General features: G+C 67.5%; 10 protein-coding genes and 1 pseudogene. 7 read left to right on the top strand and 4 right to left on the bottom strand.

The features are described 5' to 3' along the window. Positions 1-82: 82 nt before the first annotated feature. Complete coding sequence (gene bioB, locus E4V01_RS05135) at positions 83-1,105, bottom strand: biotin synthase BioB (RefSeq protein ID WP_060771264.1); 1,023 nt, start codon at positions 1,103-1,105, stop codon at positions 83-85. 194 nt (positions 1,106-1,299) lie between these two features. On the opposite strand from bioB, the gene E4V01_RS05130 reads away from it, so the two are divergent. Continuing rightward, positions 1,300-1,686, top strand: coding sequence for a hypothetical protein (locus E4V01_RS05130; protein WP_135297605.1), 387 nt, complete (start codon positions 1,300-1,302; stop codon positions 1,684-1,686). A gap of 284 nt (positions 1,687-1,970) precedes the next feature. Here E4V01_RS05130 and E4V01_RS05125 read toward each other — a convergent pair whose 3' ends face one another. Next, positions 1,971-2,855 carry a fumarylacetoacetate hydrolase family protein gene (locus E4V01_RS05125; protein WP_060771266.1) on the bottom strand — a complete coding sequence of 295 codons (885 nt, stop codon included), beginning with the start codon at positions 2,853-2,855 and terminating at the stop codon, positions 1,971-1,973. A 254-nt stretch (positions 2,856-3,109) separates the two neighbouring features. Between E4V01_RS05125 and E4V01_RS05120 the strand changes: the two genes are divergently transcribed. Beyond that, positions 3,110-4,435 carry an OmpP1/FadL family transporter gene (locus E4V01_RS05120; RefSeq protein WP_060771267.1) on the top strand — a complete coding sequence of 442 codons (1,326 nt, stop codon included), beginning with the start codon at positions 3,110-3,112 and terminating at the stop codon, positions 4,433-4,435. Between the two features lie 205 nt (positions 4,436-4,640). Next, a pseudogene (locus E4V01_RS05115) lies at positions 4,641-4,943 on the top strand (EAL domain-containing protein); the annotation flags it as partial. 92 nt (positions 4,944-5,035) lie between these two features. On the opposite strand, the gene E4V01_RS05110 reads toward E4V01_RS05115, so the two are convergent. Continuing rightward, a complete protein-coding gene (locus E4V01_RS05110) occupies positions 5,036-6,679 on the bottom strand; it encodes a B12-binding domain-containing radical SAM protein (protein ID WP_060771268.1) in 1,644 nt (547 codons plus the stop codon). A 754-nt stretch (positions 6,680-7,433) separates the two neighbouring features. Between E4V01_RS05110 and E4V01_RS05105 the strand changes: the two genes are divergently transcribed. Next, positions 7,434-8,972, top strand: a complete 1,539-nt coding sequence (locus E4V01_RS05105) for a porin (protein ID WP_135297604.1) — start codon at positions 7,434-7,436, stop codon at positions 8,970-8,972. 44 nt (positions 8,973-9,016) lie between these two features. On the opposite strand, the gene E4V01_RS25560 is transcribed toward E4V01_RS05105, so the two are convergent. Continuing rightward, a complete protein-coding gene (locus tag E4V01_RS25560; protein WP_193763140.1) occupies positions 9,017-9,166 on the bottom strand; it encodes a hypothetical protein in 150 nt (49 codons plus the stop codon). 685 nt (positions 9,167-9,851) lie between these two features. Between E4V01_RS25560 and rplJ the strand changes: the two genes are divergently transcribed. The 3 genes from rplJ to rpoB all read left to right on the top strand — a co-directional run bounded on the left by rplJ (position 9,852) and on the right by rpoB (position 15,197). Next, positions 9,852-10,370 (top strand): 50S ribosomal protein L10, encoded by a 519-nt coding sequence (rplJ, locus tag E4V01_RS05100; RefSeq protein ID WP_003597538.1) that lies wholly within the window; start codon positions 9,852-9,854, stop codon positions 10,368-10,370. Positions 10,371-10,427: 57 nt separating this feature from the next. Next, positions 10,428-10,805, top strand: coding sequence for a 50S ribosomal protein L7/L12 (gene rplL / locus E4V01_RS05095; RefSeq protein ID WP_135297603.1), 378 nt, complete (start codon positions 10,428-10,430; stop codon positions 10,803-10,805). 261 nt (positions 10,806-11,066) lie between these two features. After that, positions 11,067-15,197, top strand: coding sequence for a DNA-directed RNA polymerase subunit beta (gene rpoB / locus E4V01_RS05090; protein ID WP_060771270.1), 4,131 nt, complete (start codon positions 11,067-11,069; stop codon positions 15,195-15,197). Positions 15,198-15,300: the final 103 nt, after the last annotated feature.

Here is a 15,300-nt window from a genome sequence, read left to right as displayed (position 1 = left end):
TCTTGAGAATGAGCCGGCACCATTCACGGGAGGCGTTTCAAGTCAAGGTGAGGGCCGGCTTGCCGTGCCCCTTGCCATGCCCCTACTCCGCGGCGGCCAGCGTCACCTCGGGCACCGGCACGCCGATGTCGCGCAGCAGCTCGGCGTCGGCATCCGCCTCGTTGTTGGCGGTGGTGAGCAGGCGCTCGCCGTAGAAGATCGAGTTGGCCCCGGCGAGGAAGCACAGGATCTGCGCCTCGCGGGTCAGGCTCTTGCGGCCGGCGCTGAGGCGCACGCGGGCCTTGGGCATGACGATGCGGGCGGTGGCGCACATCCGCACGAGGTCGAGCGGATCGATCGGCGGCCGGTCTTCCAGCGGCGTGCCCTCGACGGCGACGAGCGCGTTGATCGGCACGCTTTCCGGGTGCGGGGCGTGGTTGGCGAGCACGAGCAGCATCTCGGCCCGGTCGCGCACCTGCTCGCCCATCCCGACGATGCCGCCGCAGCAGACGCCGATGCCGGCCTGCCGGACATGCTCCAGGGTCTGGAGCCGGTCGTCGTAGGTGCGGGTCGAGATGATGTCGCCGTAGAATTCCGGGCCGGTGTCGAGGTTGTGGTTGTAGGAGGTGAGCCCCGCCTCCGCGAGGCGCTGGGCTTGGGCTTGGGTCAGCATGCCGAGCGTGACACAGGCCTCCATGCCGAGGCCGCGCACGCCGCGCACCATCTCCAGCACCGCGTCGAAGTCCGGCCCGTCCTTGGGCTTGCGCCACGCCGCGCCCATGCAGAAGCGGTGCGCCCCGTTGGCCTTGGCCGCGGCGGCCTCCTTCAGCACGGCGTCCACCGGCATCAGCCGTTCGCGGGGCAGGTTCGCGCCCTTGTGATGGGCCGATTGCGGGCAATAGGCGCAATCCTCGGGGCAGCCGCCGGTCTTGATCGACAGGAGCGCCGCCCGCTGGATGTCGGCGGGGTCGTTGTGCGCCCGGTGCACGACGCCCGCCCGATGCACGAGATCGAGCAGCGGCATGTCGTGGATCGCCTGGATCTCGGCGAGCGTCCAATCATGCCGGATGGCGGCGGAAGCCGAGGAGGCCGAGGAGGCGGTGAGGGAGACTACGGTGTCGCTCATGCGCCTCTTTGAGAGCGAAGGCGGGGGAAAAATCAAGCCTTGCCGCGGGAGTGCCCGCTCGCGAAGCGCCCGGCAAGGGTGGCGCTCTGCCCTGTTTTCAGCAGGCATGGGCGTCGATCGCCGCGTAAGCTTGACCGCTATTGCATCCACAAGCAGCATCATCGAAGAAACGCAGGTTTTAAGCGAGTCCTCTGATGTTCCCGGCCGATCGTCCGATCCTCGCAACGGCACTCGCGCTGCTCTGCCCGTGGGCGGCGCAGGCCGAGTCGCTCTGCGAGCGCGCCGTGCTGCCATTCCGTGCCATGGTAGCGGCCCTCAAAGCAGAGCCGGGCGCCCAGGTGCTGCGGGACAACGGCTCGGTCATCGAGATCGAGGACCCGAAGCACTTTATCATCTGGACGCTCTTCAAGTCCCGCGGCGATCAACCGGACGCCTATATCTGCCGAAGGGTCGTGCAGGAGGGCGGGCAGGTGAAGATTCAGATGTCGGCCGCGTGCGCCGGACGGACCCTGAACTGCGACGGCCTGATCGGCCGCATCCTCTTGGAGCAAAACCGCGCGATGGCCCCGTTGCGCCGGTGACCGGTCCGCGGAGGGTGTCAGAGTGCCTCACAAAACTCCCGATCACCCATCGGCCCCCTCTGGGCACGGCGGCGCAGCGGAGTTTTGTTGAGAGGCACTCAGAACGGCACCCCGGCCCGCCGCATCCGGGCTGCGCGAAGAAGGCCCCATCCGCCGCAAAGCCCGTACGGCGCAACGGATCCGCGGCGGAGGCGACGGGCAGGCCGGGACCGCCGAGGAAGACGACCGGGCCTTCTGCCGGGAGCAAGCCTCGTCGGCCCCGTTGGAGAAGCCTGTGCCGTGCGTCAGTTCGTCGGTTCGCCGGCGGCGACCTTGGCGGTCCAGTCGTCGAAGGCCACGACGCGCTGGCGCTGCTCGCCGAGGCCGTCGATGCGCAGCACCATCTCGTCGTCGCTCCTGAGGTAGCGCGGCGGCTTCATGCCGAGGCCGACGCCCGGCGGGGTGCCGGTGGTGATGACGTCGCCAGGCTCCAGCATCATGAAGTGCGAGACGTAGGCGACGATCTGCGCCACGTCGAAGATCATCGTCGCGGTCGAGCCCGTCTGCATCCGCCGGCCGTTGAGATCGAGGCTCATCGAGAGGTTCTTCAGGTCCGGGATCTCGTCGAGGGTGACGAGCCAGGGGCCGAGCGGGCCGAAGGTCGGGCAGCCCTTGCCCTTGGTCCAGGTGCCGCCGCGCTCCATCTGGAATTCGCGCTCGGACAGGTCGTTGCAGATGCACACGCCCGCCACGTAGCGCAGCGCCTCGTTGGCGTGGACATAGGAGGCGCGGACGCCGATCACCACGGCGAGTTCCACCTCCCAATCGGTCTTGGCCGAGGCTTTGGGCAGGATCACCGTGTCGTTGGGGCCGACGATGCAGGAGGGCGCCTTGTTGAAGATGATGGGCTCGGCCGGGATCGCGGCCCCGGTCTCGGCAGCGTGGTCGGCGTAGTTCAGGCCGATCGCCACGAAGTTGCGGGTGCCGCCGACGCAGGGGCCGAGGCGGGTGCCGGGCGGCAGCAGCGGCAGGCTTTCGGGGTCGATCCGCGCGAGCCGGTCGAGCGATTCCCGTGAGAGGCCCGGTCCGGCAATATCGCGCAGGGTTCCCGACAGGTCGCGCAAGCCTCCCTTCGCGTCCACGAGACCCGGCTTCTCGTCACCGCTCGCGCCGTGCCGGATCAACTTCATCGTCGGCGTCTCCGTCTTGCTCGAGGCTCTCCCAGGGGTGCGAGAGCATGGCCGCGACCGATCCGGGGTGCAAGCGGCACCGTGCCGCCGCATTCAATGCACGGGCACGGGGATGCCCCTGGTTCCGTGACATAAATTCATCAATTGATATATAACTCAGTTTTCGGTTTTCTCCCCTCTGGACCGAATGCGCGCGATCCTCTTCCATCACGGACGGGACTTGGGTCGCTAAGAAACCGCTTCGGAGAAAAGCAATGACAGGGGGGACGATCCGCGCGCTCGGGCTCGCGGGAGCCGTCGCGGCGGTTTCGATGACGGGCGCGGGCGGAGCGCAGGCCGGTGCCTTCGGCCTGCGCGAGCAGAGTGCACAGGGGTTGGGCCTCGCCTTCGCGGGTGCGGCGTCGGGCGGGGCGGGCGTCTCGTCGATCTTCTGGAACCCGGCGACGGTGACGATGCGGCCGGGCTTTGCCAGCGAGCAGAGCCTGAGCTTCATCAACCTGTCGGGGGAGATCACGCCGACGGTGGGGACCGCGCCGGGCCTGCTGCCCTTCGGCGCCTCCGGCGAGGTCGGGCAGGGCGCCGTGGTGCCCTCGGGCGCCACCTCCTACCAGCTCACCGACCGTCTCTGGGTCGGCATCCAGACCGGCGCGCCCTACGGCCTCGTCACCAAGCCGCGCCAGGATTGGGCCGGCTCGGTCTATTCCCGCTCCTCGCGGATCTTCTCGCTGGCCTTCAACCCGGTGGTCGGCTTCAAGGTCAACGACTGGCTGTCCGTCGCCGCCGGCCCGAGCATCGAGTATTTCCGCCTGACCCTGCGCGCGGCCGTGCCGGTGTCCGGCACCTTCCCGGGCCTCTACCCGTCGGGCTTCGTCAAGGGCGAGTCCTGGGGCGTGGGCTTCACCGCCGGTGTCCTGGTCACCCCCGCCGCCGGCACGGCGATCGGCGTCGGCTACCGCTCCTCGGTCCACCACGACATCGAGGGCTCGATCGGCTTCCCCGACCCGCGGCAGGCCATCGCCCTGGGGCAGGTGCGGGCCAACCTCAATACGCCCGAGAAGGTCAGCGTCGGCCTGACCCAGGCGATCAACCCGGTCACCCGGATCAATCTCGGCTTCGAGTGGGACAACTGGTCGAGGCTCGGCGACGTCGGCATCGTCTCGCGGGCGCTGGGCGTGACGGTCAACCACCTGCCGCTCAACTTCAAGGACTCGTTCTTCTACTCGATCGGTGCCGAGTACGACTGGTCGCCGAACCTGACCCTGCGGGCCGGCTTCGGCTACGACAACGGGCCGATCGACTTCTCGAACCGCTCGGCGCGCCTGCCCGACAGCGACCGCTACGTCGTCTCGATCGGCGGCAGCTATCGCTGGAGCGACACGGTGCTGCTGACGGCCAGCTACGCCCACGCCTTCTTCGACCGCGGCCTTCTCCTGGCGGGCCCCGGCCGCGACTACAACATCGGCAACATCCCGCTCGCGGCCTCGACCGACATCAGCGCCGACGTCGTCTCGGTCGGGTTCCGCTACCAGTGGGATGCCCCCGCTGCCGTCGCCCCGACCCCGCTGGTGCGCAAGTTCTGATCGCCTGAGCACCTGATCGGCCACGACACGCCCCACGCCAGACTGGCGCGGGGCGTTCCGATTCTAGAGCATCGTCCCGAAAGGTGGCCTCCGGCTTTCGAAAAAATGATGCGAAAACAAGAGGCTAGAGCATCGTCCTGGATTTGATTTCCAGCACGATGCTCTCAGAGGCGAGCCGGACCGGCTCTGCGGGAGCCGCCTCCCGTTCGACACGATCAAGGTCGATCGGTCCTTCCTGCGCTGCCTCGGGCAGCGCGCGGACGCCCCGACGATCGTGCGCGCGCTCACCCCTCTCGGGCACGATCTCGGCCTCAGGGTCACGGTCGAGGGTGTGGAGACGCAAGAGCCGCTCGCGGTTCTGCGCGAGCTCGGCTGCGACCAGAGGCAGGGCTACCTGTTCGCCTGGCCCGCTCCGATGACGAGCCTGTCGGAGACCGGCCGCTCGGATCGGGAACGGGCATGGCTGCGGGCCTTGTTCTCGGACGAGGCCGCCTGGGCCTGCGCGTGACGGATGGGCGGACACGCGGTCCGCCCATTCGATCGTGGCTTTGCCTCGGGAGGCGAGGACGAGGGCCCCCTGCTGGCAGGCCCCGGAAACGCTCAGGCCGCTTCCCGCTCCGGCGCCAAGCGGCGGCGGGCGTTCTCCCACCAGCTCCGTTCGCGCTGCGCCTCCGCTTCCGCCGCCTTGGCGGCGTAGAAGGAAGCGTTGTGCTCGCCGCGCAGCGCCTCACGGGTGAAGCGGATCAGGTGATGGGCGACGAAGCCCATGTTGAACACCGCTTCGATCTGCCCGCGCTTCAGCGCGTGGCCCGCCGCCCGCCAGAACGGCCGGCGGTAATCGGAGAACAGCCCCACCCGCGTGATGATGTTGAAGCCGAGGATCAGGCCCCGGCGCAGGTTGGTGACCGTGAGCTTGCCCTTCGTCGGGGTGACGATGCGGTTGCCGTAGGTCACGTCGCACTGGTGCTTGAAGCGCTCGAACAGGTGCTCGGGGGCGTAGGCATGGGCGATGGCCCGGCGCCAGGAACTCACCACCGTGTCGTGCGGGCGCTTGAACAGCACGTTCGATTCCAGGCTCGCATCGTGCAGGAGCCGGCCCTCGCGTTGCAGCCGGTCCCAGAGCGGCGTCTTGGGCAGTGCCTGGAGTAGGTTGATCGTCAGCACCGGGATCGCGGACTTGTCGATGAAGTCGATCAGGTTCTGCTCGGACTTGTCTGAATCCGAGTCGAGGCCGAGGATGATGCCCGAGGTCACCTCCAGCCCGTAGCTGTTGAGCGTCTCGATCGCCTCGTACATCGGTACGGCGGCGTTGTGGGTCTTGTCGATGCCCTTGAGCGCGTCGGCTTCCGGCGTCTCGATGCCGACGAACACCGTCATGAAGTTGGCCTGCCGCATCAGCTCGAGGATCTCGGGCTGCTTGGCCATGTTCAGCGTCGCCTCGCAGGCGAACTGGAGCGGGTAGTTGTTCTTCTTCTGCCATTCCACGAGATGCGGCAGCATCTCGCGGGTCGCCTTGCGGTTGGCGATGAAGTTGTCGTCGACGAAGTAGACCACCGCCGGGTGGCCCGGCTGGCTGATGATCGCGTCGAGTTCGGCGCACATCTGCTCCGGGCTCTTCAACCGCGGCTGGCGGCCGTAGAGCTGCGGGATGTCGCAGAACTCGCAGCGATAGGGGCAGCCCGAGGAGAACTGGAGCGAGCCGATCAGATAGCGCTTGAGCGGCGCGGCCTCGTAGGCCGGGGCCGGGAAGTCGGACAGGGCCAGCCGCTCCGTGGTGTCGAGCACGACCTGCGCCGCCGGCCGCGACAGGTCGCGGTCGAGGATCGCGATGAGGCGGTCGGTGGCGTCGCCGATCTCGCCGACATGCAGATAGTCGAAGTCCGGGTACTTCTCCGGCGCGCCCGACACCGAGGGTCCGCCGAGCGCCGCGACCTTGCCGGCGGCATGCGCCCGCCGGCCAATATCGTGGATCTGGCCCTCCTGGATATGCATGCCCGAGACGAACACGGCATCGGCCCAGGCAAAGTCCTTGGCCGAGGCGGGCCGGATGTTCTCGTCAACGAAGCGGCATTCCCAGGTCTCGGGCATGTAGGCCGCGATCAGCAGGAGCCCCTGGGGCGGCATGAACGCCTTCACGCCGCCCATCAGCGGGTAGGCGTGGGAGAACGTCCCGAAGGACGGCGTGTAGGCGGGGAAGACGCACAGGATGCGCCGACGGGAGGAGATGGGAAGAGAACAACGCATGATGCCTATCTAGCACAGCCCGCCGCGTTGGCGTCCCCTCTTTGACGCGACACGATGCATGTCGGCCCGTGCTTTCGGCCCCCGATAGGAGGCCCGGCCGCAGGACGGGCGCGTGTCCGCCGCGCCGGCCCCGCCTCCCGGTGACGAGATCCGGACGATGCGGCCTTCAGGACGCAGCCGGGCCATGAAGCGGCTCCGGCGGCGGCATGCAGCGGGTGCATGCGGAAGGCCGCTCGATCCCGTGGGGTCCGTGCCCACCGACCCTTGCCCGTGACGATGCCGCCTCTCGCCGCCGCGATCGTGCGGCGCTCACGCAATCTGTCCTGGTAAACGGTCATCGAAAAGGCTGGTCAATCGCAGTGGCGCAATGATACAATAAACCACAACATGACGTCACTTTTATGACAGAATAAACTTGCAAATATAGGGATTATACGGAGGATTCGGACGTAATATAAGTAATGAGTCTGATATATCCTCACGTTTTTTCGAGAATTACTTTTAATCCTTCCAGTCCGGTGCTATCGGCCAAGCATGGCTGTGGGACGCGCCGCCAGGATCGCTAAGCGATTGAGCCGACTAACGACTTCGCCGGCTTCCACGCCTTCCCGGGCGTGCAGGGCGAGGACGGCCTGTTCGGCTGACGGGGACGCGTGCCGCGCTTGACGATGTGTCACCGAAGGCTGCGCGCATTCCGGCACAACACGGCGACCGTCATCGCGCCGGCCCGGATTGCGGCATAGGGGTTCGAGAGATGAAAAGACGTCTTCTGGCCGCGCTGCTCTTATCGAGTGCCCTGGTGCTGCCGGGCGCGCAGGCTCAGGCTCAGACCGTCGCGGAGCTGCAGCGGCAGATCAACGAGCTCAAGGCGATGATCAAGGCGCAGGCGGAGGCGCAGGGCAGGGGCCCCCGGCGCGGCGCGGCCGTCGCCACGCGGCCGGCGAACGCCCGCACCACCGATGCTGGCACCTTCCCCGCCGCCGGCCGGCCGATCGAATCCGCCGTGGCGCAGCCGGCCGCGCCCGGCCCGGTTCCGCACCGCTTCGCCATCGACGAGCCGGAGACGTGGTACGACGCGCTGGTGCCGCCCTCGCCCGAGCTGCTCGCGGATGATCCCCGCCACGCGGGCCGGCCCAAGACCTGGTTCGAGCGCCTGTCGCTGCGCGGCTACACGCAGTTGCGCGGCAACGAGTTCCTGTCCGGCGACGACACCGCGCCGGCCGGCATCTCGCGCCTGCGCTCGGTCCACGACAGCGGCATCACCGACCGCAACAACTTCACCTTCCGCCGGGTGCGCCTGATCCTCCAGGGCGACATCCACGAGCGGGTGTTCCTCTACATCCAGCCCGACTTCGCGGTGAACGTCGGGAACCAGGCCGGCACCGAGTCGCGCCAGCACTTCACCCAGCTGCGCGACGCCTATGCCGACGTCTTCCTCGACGACGAGCGCCGCACCCGCCTGCGCTTCGGCCAGCAGAAGGTGCCCTATGGCTGGGAAAACCTGCAATCCTCGCAGAACCGCCTGACGCTCGACCGCTCCGACGCGATCAACAGCGCCGTGCCGGGCGAGCGCGACATCGGCATCACCTACTACTACACGCCCTGGCACGTGCAGCGCATCTGGGACCGGCTCGCCAAGGGCGGCCAGAAGCTGTTCGGCAATTACGGCGCTTTCGGCGTCGGCATCTACAACGGCCAGACCATCAACCGGGTCGAGGCCAACAACGACCTGATGACGGTGATGATGGCGACCTGGCCGTTCGAACTCGACGGGCTCGGCGAGGTGTTCAAGGGGCAGGTGCTGGAGGTCGGCGGCTCGGCCTACCGCAACCGCTTCCGGCCTGAAACGACCTTCGGCACCACCACCACCCTGGGCAACTCCTTCGACGACGAGCGCGTCGGCCTGCACGCGATCCTGTACCCGCAGCCCTTCGGCCTTCAGGGCGAGTGGAACTGGGGCCGTGGCCCCGAATGGGATCCCGTCACCCGGGCCGTGCAGACCAAGGCGCTGCAGGGCGGCTACGTCCAGGCGATGTACAAGGTCGACCATTCGCCGGTCGGCCCGTTCATGCCCTACATCCGCTGGCAGACCTACGACGGCGGCTGGAAGGTCGGGACGAACGCGCCGCGCCTCGACACCGACGAACTGGAGCTCGGCATCGAGTTCCAGCCGATCAAGTCGGTGGAGCTCACCCTGGCCTACGCCAATATGAAGCGCCGCGAGGCCAGCAGCAGCCGCGTCGGCCGGGCCGAGGGCGACCTGTTCCGCGGACAGCTCCAGATCAACTACTGATCCCGAAGCGGGGCTCGAGCGAGCCGTCCCGGGCGGTCCGAGGCTCAGGCCTCGGACCGCTTCGACAGCAGCGAAGCGCGGCTTGCGCCCTTCCCGCCCTCGCTGTCCGGGTTGCGCAGCTCGCGCATCCCGGGCAGGTGGCCGTCCACGAGGAACACGAACACCACCAGAGCCAACAACACCTTCGAGGCCATCGCCCGCGAGATCCCCTGCTTTTGTGCGCTGCGGTGTAAGGCCGCCGCGCTGGGGCCGGGATGCGCTGGCGCACATGGGCTCCGCGCCGCGGCGGACGCGGCGGGGGCAGAGTCAAGGATCGGTTAAGGCGGGGGCGTGCCTCCGGTCGGGGCCCATGCCCGCCCGCGCTCGCTCGTGCCTCGTCTGCATCCTTCGTCTGCATCCTTGCCTGCGACGGAAAAGTCGCATTGCGGGACTTGGCAGGCGGCTTGCACGCCGCTATAGACCGCGCTCCACGATTTCAACCATTGAAAGGGATCGGCCAATCGGTCGGTTTCCATTCGAGATGCCGTTCGGGCAACCGGACGGTGATGGCCGGGATGGTCTTGGAGCTTCTGCTCCGAGCGCCGTTTCCGGCTATGTCCTGTCCGAGACTGCAGGCGCCGGGCGACCGGCTTAATCGGCGACAGCCTGCACAGACGGGGAAGACCGAATTTCTCTACGTCTTCCTCCGGGGCCGTCAGGCGCCGGCGGGAGACCTCGGTTTGAACCAATCTCACCCGCGAGGGGCCCCTGCGGCGCTTCAAAGGGACAGGGCCGTGAGACGTCGTCCGCGACGGTTCCGGCTTCTACGCCGAGATCCGTTCCGGGCGGCAAGTGCAACCGGCGGGCCTGTCTCAGGTTCCGCCAACCGGAGAGAGCACAGTGGACCGGACAGCTAAAGCTGATCTCGTCTCGACGCTCAACGGCGTGTTCAACGCGAACGCCGTCGTCGTCGTGGCCCACTACAAAGGCCTCACGGTCGCCGACATGCAGAAGCTGCGCTCGCAGATGAAGCAGGCCGGCGCCACCGTGAAGGTCGCCAAGAACCGGCTCGCCAGCATCGCTCTCGATGGCACGGACGTCGCCTCCATCAAGCCCCTCCTGAAGGGCCCGACCCTGCTCGCTTATTCCAGCGATCCGGTTGCGGCCGCCAAGGTTGCGGTGGACTTCGCCAAGACGAACGACAAGCTCGTGATTCTCGGCGGCGCCATGGGAACGACTGCCCTGAACCCGGACGGCGTGAAGGCGCTCGCCTCGCTCCCGTCCCTCGACGAACTGCGCGCCAAGCTCGTGGGCCTCATCCAGGCTCCCGCGACCAAGGTCGCCCAGGTCGTCAACGCGCCGGCGGCCAAGCTCGCCCGCGTGTTCGGGGCCTATGCCAAGAAGGACGAGGCGGCCTGAGCCGTTTCTCCCCCATAAACCGACCCGTTCAAACCGATACACCAAAGGAACACGCACATGGCTGATCTCGCCAAGATCGTCGAGGACCTCTCCTCGCTGACCGTTCTCGAGGCCGCCGAGCTCGCCAAGCTCCTCGAAGAGAAGTGGGGCGTCTCGGCTGCCGCCGCCGTCGCCGTTGCCAGCCCGGGCGGTAGTGGCGCTACCGCCGCCCCCGTCGAAGAGCAGACCGAGTTCACGGTCGTTCTCGCCGGCGCCGGCGACAAGAAGATCGAGGTCATCAAGGAGGTCCGCGCGATCACCGGCCTCGGCCTCAAGGAAGCCAAGGACCTCGTCGAGGGCGCGCCCAAGCCCGTCAAGGAAGGCGCGACCAAGGACGAGGCCGAGAAGCTCAAGGCCCAGCTCGAGAAGGCCGGCGCCAAGGTCGAGCTCAAGTAAGCCGCCGATGGGCCGGGACCGGCCCATCGCATCCGGCGCACGCTCCTCGGGGCTGCGCCGGCCAGACGCCCGCGGGCTCCGGCTCGCGGGCTAACGCTGCTTCGGGCGGCCGTCGTTCCTGAAGGCAGGAATGGGCGGCGAACGGAGACGAATTCGGTTCGGGTGGGCTGATCGTCCGGCGGGACGGCCCTTCGGGTCCGGTGATGGGAGGCGGTCCGCCTTCCCCGGGCACCCTACGCTGAGGTGGTGGAGCGAGGTCTCATGGCCAATACGCTGGTCGGTCGCAAGCGCATTCGCAAGTTCTTCGGTAAGATCCGGGAAGTCGCCGAGATGCCGAACCTCATCGAGGTTCAAAAGGCGTCCTACGACCAGTTCCTGATGGTGGACGAGCCCGAGGGCGGGCGGGCCGACGAGGGCCTGCAGAGCGTCTTCAAGTCGGTCTTCCCGATCTCCGACTTCGCCTCGACGGCGCTGCTCGAGTTCGTGCGGTACACCTTCGAACAGCCGAAATACGACGTCGACGAGTGCCGCCAGCGCGGCATCACCTTCGCGGCCCCGCTCAAGGTGACGCTACGGCTCATCGTGTTCGATGTGGACCCCGATACCGGCGCCAAGTCCGTCAAGGACATCAAGGAGCAGGATGTCTACATGGGCGACATGCCGCTCATGACGGATAACGGCACCTTCATCGTCAACGGCACCGAGCGCGTCATCGTCTCGCAGATGCACCGCTCCCCGGGCGTGTTCTTCGACCACGACAAGGGCAAGACGCACTCGTCCGGCAAGCTGCTGTTTGCCGCCCGCATCATCCCCTACCGGGGCTCCTGGCTCGACGTCGAGTTCGACGCCAAGGACATCGTGCACGTCCGCATCGACCGCAAGCGCAAGCTGCCGGTCACCTCGCTGCTGTTCGCGCTCGGCCTCGACGGCGAAGAGATCCTCTCGACCTTCTACAACCGCGTCGCCTACCAGCGTGACGGGGCGGATTGGCGCGTGCCGTTCGACGCCGAGCGCCTCAAGGGCTTCAAGGCCTCGGTCGATCTCGTCGACGCCGATTCCGGCGAGGTCGTGCTGGAGGCGGGCAAGAAGCTCAACGCCCGCAACGCGCGTCTGATCGGCGAGAAGGGCACCAAGTTCCTGCGCGCCGCGGACGAGGATCTGATCGGCCAGTACATCGCCGAAGACCTCGTCAACATGAAGACGGGCGAGATCTGGGCCGAGGCCGGCGACGAGATCTCCGAAAAGCTCCTCAAGAGCCTCGACGATGTCGGTGTCACCGAGCTGCCCGTGCTCGACATCGATCACGTCAATGTCGGCCCCTACATCCGCAATACGCTGGCGGTGGACAAGAACTCCGCCCGCGAAGGCGCGCTGTTCGACATCTACCGCGTGATGCGTCCCGGCGAGCCGCCGACGCTCGACACGGCGGAAGCGATGTTCCACTCGCTGTTCTTCGATTCCGAGCGCTACGACCTCTCGGCCGTCGGCCGCGTGAAGATGAACATGCGCCTCGACCTCGATGCCGCCGACACCGTGCGGACGCTGCGGCGCGAGGACATGCTCGCGGTCGTCAAGGCGCTCGTGGATCTCCGCGACGGCAAGGGCGAGATCGACGACATCGACCACCTCGGCAACCGCCGTGTCCGCTCGGTCGGCGAGCTGATGGAGAACCAGTACCGTCTGGGCCTCCTGCGGATGGAGCGCGCCATCAAGGAGCGCATGTCCTCGGTCGATATCGACACGGTGATGCCGCAGGACCTCATCAACGCGAAGCCCGCCGCGGCGGCGGTGCGCGAGTTCTTCGGCTCGTCGCAGCTCTCGCAGTTCATGGACCAGACCAACCCGCTCTCGGAAGTGACGCACAAGCGCCGCCTCTCGGCGCTTGGCCCGGGCGGTCTGACCCGCGAGCGCGCCGGCTTCGAGGTGCGCGACGTGCACCCGACCCATTACGGCCGCATCTGCCCGATCGAGACCCCGGAAGGCCCGAATATCGGCCTCATCAACTCGCTGGCGACCTTCGCCCGCGTGAACAAGTACGGCTTCATCGAGACGCCGTTCCGCCGGGTGAAGGACGGCGTGGTGACCGACGAGGTCGCCTACCTCTCCGCCATGGAAGAGGCGAAGTACTACGTCGCCCAGGCCAATGCCGGCATGGACGAGGGCCGCAAGCTGACGGACGACCTCGTGGTCTGCCGCCGCGCGGGTGAAGTCATCGTGGTCGCCCCCGACCGCGTCGATCTCATGGACGTGTCGCCGAAGCAGCTTGTGTCGGTCGCCGCGGCGCTGATCCCGTTCCTCGAGAACGACGACGCCAACCGCGCGCTGATGGGCTCGAACATGCAGCGCCAGGCGGTGCCGCTGGTTCGCGCCGACGCGCCCTTCGTCGGCACCGGCATGGAGGCCGTGGTCGCCCGCGATTCCGGCGCCGCCATCGCCGCGCGCCGCTCCGGCATCGTCGATCAGGTGGACGCCACCCGTATCGTCATCCGCGCCTCGGAGGAGACCGACCCGACCAAGCCCGGCGTCGACATCTACCGCCTGCAGAAGTTCCAGCGCTCGAACCAGTCGACCTGCATCACGCAGAAGCCGCTGGTGCGCGTCGGCGAGCCGGTGAAGAAGGGCGAGATCATCGCCGACGGACCGTCCACCGAGTTCGGCGAGCTCGCGCTCGGCCGCAACGTGCTCGTCGCGTTCATGCCGTGGAACGGCTACAACTTCGAGGACTCGATCCTGCTCTCCGAGCGGATCGTGAAGGATGACGTGTTCACCTCGATCCACATCGAGGAATTCGAGGTGATGGCCCGCGACACCAAGCTGGGTCCGGAGGAGATCACCCGCGACATCCCGAACGTCTCGGAAGAGGCGCTCAAGAACCTCGACGAGGCCGGCATCGTCTATATCGGCGCCGAGGTGCATGCCGGCGACATCCTCGTCGGCAAGATCACGCCGAAGGGCGAGAGCCCGATGACGCCGGAGGAGAAGCTCCTGCGCGCCATCTTCGGCGAGAAGGCCTCGGACGTGCGCGACACCTCGCTCCGGGTTCCCCCGGGCGTGACCGGCACGATCGTCGAGGTTCGTGTGTTCAACCGCCACGGCGTCGACAAGGACGAGCGCGCCCAGGCGATCGAGCGCGAGGAGATCGAGCGTCTCGCCAAGGACCGCGACGACGAGCAGACGATCCTCGACCGCAACACCTATGCCCGCTTGGCCGAGGTGCTGATCGGTCAGTCGCCGATCGCCGGTCCGAAGGGCTTCCGCAAGGACACCACGCTGACCCGCGAGATCATCAGCGAGTATCCCCGCTCGCAATGGTGGCAGTTCGCCGTCGTCGACGACCGTCTGATGACGGAAATCGAGGCGATGCAGAAGCAGTACGACGAGTCGAAGAAGCGCCTCGAGCAGCGCTTCCTCGACAAGGTCGAGAAGCTGCAGCGCGGTGACGAGCTTCCGCCCGGCGTCATGAAGATGGTCAAGGTCTTCGTGGCGGTGAAGCGCAAGATCCAGCCCGGCGACAAGATGGCCGGCCGCCACGGCAACAAGGGTGTCGTGTCGCGCATCGTGCCGATCGAGGACATGCCGTTCCTCGAAGACGGCACGCATGCCGACATCGTGCTCAACCCGCTCGGCGTGCCCTCGCGCATGAATGTCGGCCAGATCCTGGAAACCCATCTGGGCTGGGCGGCTGCGGGCTTGGGTCGCAAGGTCGCCAAGGCGGTCGATGCCTATCTGAAGAATCAGGACATCGCGCCGCTGCGGGCCGAGATGGAAGCGATCTACTCGCCGTCCGAGATCGAGGGGCTGTCCGACGAGGCTCTGGCCGAGGCGGGCAACAACGTGCGCCGCGGCGTGCCGATGGCCACCCCGGTGTTCAACGGCGCCAAGGAAGCCGACATCGAGACGATGCTGGAGATGGCCGGGCTCGACCGCTCGGCGCAGTCGACCCTCTACGACGGTCGCACCGGCGAGCCCTTCGACCGCAAGGTCACCATGGGCTACATCTACATGCTGAAGCTGCACCACCTCGTGGACGACAAGATCCACGCGCGCTCGATCGGCCCGTACTCGCTCGTCACCCAGCAGCCGCTGGGCGGCAAGGCGCAGTTCGGCGGTCAGCGCTTCGGTGAGATGGAGGTCTGGGCGCTCGAGGCCTACGGCGCGGCCTACACGCTGCAGGAGATGCTCACGGTGAAGTCGGACGACGTGGCCGGCCGCACCAAGGTCTACGAGGCGATCGTGCGCGGCGACGACACCTTCGAGGCCGGCATCCCCGAGAGCTTCAACGTGCTCGTCAAGGAGATGCGCTCGCTCGGCCTCAACGTCGAGCTCACCTCCTCCAAGCAGCAGCAGGCGGCCAACGACCAGATCGAGCCGCCGGCCGACGCCGCCGAGTAACGACCGCCATCACCTCCCGCGGCGGTGCCTTTCCCGAGGCCCCGCCGCGGTCGAGCAGGAAGGGGTGGGGCCTTCCCAAGCACGACGACGGCCAGCGGCGCTC

It is taken from the genome of Methylorubrum sp. Q1 (assembly GCF_004683995.1).
Classification (GTDB): domain Bacteria; phylum Pseudomonadota; class Alphaproteobacteria; order Rhizobiales; family Beijerinckiaceae; genus Methylobacterium.
The sequence above is the reverse complement of the archived record's forward strand: the minus strand, read 5'-3'. Positions and strand labels throughout refer to the sequence as shown.

Coding starts and splice junctions, on each gene's coding strand:
- E4V01_RS05130 (WP_135297605.1), top strand. CDS start 1,300: ATGTTCCCGGCCGATCGTCCGATCCTCGCAACGGCACTCGCGCTGCTC.
- rpoB (WP_060771270.1), top strand. CDS start 11,067: ATGGCCAATACGCTGGTCGGTCGCAAGCGCATTCGCAAGTTCTTCGGT.
- E4V01_RS25560 (WP_193763140.1), bottom strand. CDS start 9,166: ATGGCCTCGAAGGTGTTGTTGGCTCTGGTGGTGTTCGTGTTCCTCGTG.
- E4V01_RS05125 (WP_060771266.1), bottom strand. CDS start 2,855: ATGAAGTTGATCCGGCACGGCGCGAGCGGTGACGAGAAGCCGGGTCTC.
- E4V01_RS05110 (WP_060771268.1), bottom strand. CDS start 6,679: ATGCGTTGTTCTCTTCCCATCTCCTCCCGTCGGCGCATCCTGTGCGTC.
- bioB (WP_060771264.1), bottom strand. CDS start 1,105: ATGAGCGACACCGTAGTCTCCCTCACCGCCTCCTCGGCCTCCTCGGCT.
- rplL (WP_135297603.1), top strand. CDS start 10,428: ATGGCTGATCTCGCCAAGATCGTCGAGGACCTCTCCTCGCTGACCGTT.
- E4V01_RS05105 (WP_135297604.1), top strand. CDS start 7,434: ATGAAAAGACGTCTTCTGGCCGCGCTGCTCTTATCGAGTGCCCTGGTG.
- E4V01_RS05120 (WP_060771267.1), top strand. CDS start 3,110: ATGACAGGGGGGACGATCCGCGCGCTCGGGCTCGCGGGAGCCGTCGCG.